This window comes from Jannaschia seosinensis (assembly GCF_001408515.1).
Lineage (GTDB): Bacteria > Pseudomonadota > Alphaproteobacteria > Rhodobacterales > Rhodobacteraceae > Jannaschia > Jannaschia seosinensis.
On the sequence record NZ_CYPR01000049.1, the window covers coordinates 1 to 2,535 of the forward strand.

A 2,535-nucleotide genomic window follows, 5' to 3' on the forward strand; every position below is an offset into this window, starting at 1 on the left:
CTGCTTGCGATGGACCTCGCGATCGCCATCCAGCCAGCCGTCGATGATCCCGGTGAACCCGTCCAGCTTCGGCCGCTTCACGGGCGCCGTTCGCCGGTATCCTGGAGGAATCGAGAACGCCAACATCTTCTGAACGCTGTCGCGCGAAATCCCGAAGTGATGCGCCGCCGCCCGCTGGCTCATGCCCTCCGCACAGGCCAATCGCACCTTACGATACAAGTCCACGGTGAAAATCCTCCCGCCCTCCCTGCCGCCAGAGAGGGTAAAGGTGGACGACTTTTACGCCGCCCGCAGCAGGCTCATCCCGCCGCTACCGTGGCAGACTTTTGCACCGCCGTTCTCACAAGCGGGCTCGTGGGTCGCGCACGCCGATGCCGGAGGCGGCGCGCCCAAATGCGCGCTGGTCGCTCGATTTCTTGGCGGACAGTTTCGGCGCGTCGCGGAAGTTCCGCATCTTGGCGGTGATCGATGATTGCCGCCGGCATAACCTGTGCCTGATCGCCGACACAAGCATCTCAGGCGCCCGTGTGGCTCGTGAGCTGGACGCGCTGGTGCGGGTCCATGGGAAGCCCGCATGCATCGTCAGCGACAATGGGACCGAGTTCACCAGCCGCGCCATCCTGAAGTGGGCCGACAAGAACGGGGTCCCTTGGCACTACATCGATCCCGGGAAGCCGCAGCAGAATGCCTTCATCGAGTCATTCAACGGCAGCCTCCGGGACGAGCTGTTGAACGAGGAGATATTCGACACCCTGGATGACGCCCGCCGGAAGCTGGCCCTCTGGCGTTACGACTACAACGCCGTCAGACCGCACTCATCGCTCGGAAACCAGCCGCCGCTCGAAGCGCGCCGGGCGCTCGAGCAATTCGAGGGCCCTGCGCCCGGCGCGCTTGCCCAGAACAACCCACCGGACTACCAATCTCAAACCCGCAGAATCTCGCTATGATCGAGGGACCCGAAGGGGGCAGGTCACTATGTGAAGACGGTGACGTAAGAGTCTGGCGGAACTTTCTCAGCTTTTGCGGTTGCAGAAGACGGCGGCGCGTCGTCTTTTGCGCCAACTTGCAACTGCTGCCGCGCGCGACCCGAAGGCTGAGAAATGATACCGCGATATGTTCCCGACGCTGTCTTCCACACCAGAGTTCGCAATCCGGCGCTGGACGGCGACAACCCCTTCGAGTGGCAGAATCTCACGACCGATGACGTGTTCGCCGGAAAGCGAATCGTGCTTTTCGCGGTTCCGGGCGCCTTCACCCCGGCTTGCTCTGACAGCCATCTTCCGGGCTTCGAGCGTTTGCATGACGAATTTCTTGCCGAGGGCATTGATCGGGTCATCTGCGTTTCCGTCAATGACGCCTTCGTCCTGTATCAATGGGGCCTGTCTCGCGAGATCTCGAAGGTTCACATGCTGCCCGATGGCAACGGTGAGTTCACGCGCAAGATGGGAATGCTTGTGGAGCGGTCGAACCACGGCATGGGGATGCGCAGCTGGCGCTACTCCGCGCTCGTGAAAGATCGTATGATTGCCAAATTCTTTGCCGAACCCCAATTCCGGGACAATCCGGCTGGCGTGCCCTTGGACGTTTCCAGCGCAGAGACAATTCTCGAAGAGATTCGCCGAGGCTGACAACTAACCACGGCACCACGCGACCTTGTGTGCGGTCGGCGTCCGCAGAATAATGCTTGAACTGGCGCGCGGGCCTGACCTCATCCCCCGCAACTTTCGCTATTTTGTCCTTTCGGGGAAGCTGTCGGCGCCGATGCTCCCTGCCGTAAGGATACTGCGGATCTGTGCCGAGCATCTTGCACCCGAGCCTGCCTCAGAAGTTTCATGAGTTTGAAATGTGTACGGTTTCGGATGACGACCCGACTTCAGAACACTTGTTTATCAGGAATGCCAGTGACCGGTACCCTTACCGATCACACCATTTCTCAGGTGTCTCGGCGCTCGCGGAAAGCCACATCAGCACGACATTGCGTCGACCTTTCATCCCAATAGCCTCAACAGAAATCTACTGTTCTCCGTCAGTCTTCTCTAGTCGGAAGACCTGCAGCCCGTGTGAGCCCGATTCAAATTTGCACACTTCAAAAGCTGTGAAGCCAGATAGTCAGCGCGGCTTTCCACGATTCTATATGAGAGGATGAAACTGAGAAGTGGGCGGTGTCAGCAAACCGTGTTGGCGCGGGGGCCTGATGCGAGGAGCAGCCTGAGGACGTCAAGGTAATCCCGCTGGCCGTTGTCCCGGGCGGCGTGCCAGCGGCCGTAGGCGGCGAGGTTCTTTGAGAAGGGGGTAAGCGGGAGCTGGGCCCCACATTGGTTTCAGCTTGACGGATTGAAGTTCCAGGGGAGGAGTTCGTCGATCCGGCTCTTGGGGTGCCCGTCCGCGATCGCCTCCAAGGTGGCCTTTAGATAGGCGAAGGGTTCGACGCCGTTGATCTTCGCGGTCTCGATGAGAGACGCGATGCGCCCCCAAGCCTTCCCACCTTCGTCGTGCCCGGCGAAGAGCGCGTTTTTCCTGTTCAGAGCGATCGGG

The 2,535-nt window shown here is 60.4% G+C and carries 2 protein-coding genes and 2 pseudogenes; 2 read left to right on the forward strand and 2 right to left on the reverse strand.

Annotation, left to right across the window (positions count from 1 at the left end; all coding sequences use genetic code 11):
- Positions 1–225: pseudogene (locus tag JSE7799_RS04505) on the reverse strand (IS21 family transposase); the annotation flags it as partial.
- A 107-nt stretch (positions 226–332) separates the two neighbouring features.
- Here JSE7799_RS04505 and JSE7799_RS04510 point away from each other — a divergent pair.
- Together JSE7799_RS04510 and JSE7799_RS04515 are read left to right on the forward strand one after the other, a co-directional pair.
- Positions 333–947, forward strand: a pseudogene (locus tag JSE7799_RS04510) (integrase core domain-containing protein); the annotation flags it as partial.
- A 153-nt stretch (positions 948–1,100) separates the two neighbouring features.
- Positions 1,101–1,628 carry a peroxiredoxin gene (locus JSE7799_RS04515; protein WP_055662551.1) on the forward strand — a complete coding sequence of 176 codons (528 nt, stop codon included), beginning with the start codon at positions 1,101–1,103 and terminating at the stop codon, positions 1,626–1,628.
- A gap of 693 nt (positions 1,629–2,321) precedes the next feature.
- Here the strand turns inward: JSE7799_RS04515 and JSE7799_RS04520 are convergent.
- The coding region (locus JSE7799_RS04520) for a transposase domain-containing protein (RefSeq protein ID WP_144431554.1) at positions 2,322–2,535 on the reverse strand (214 nt) is incomplete at its 5' end.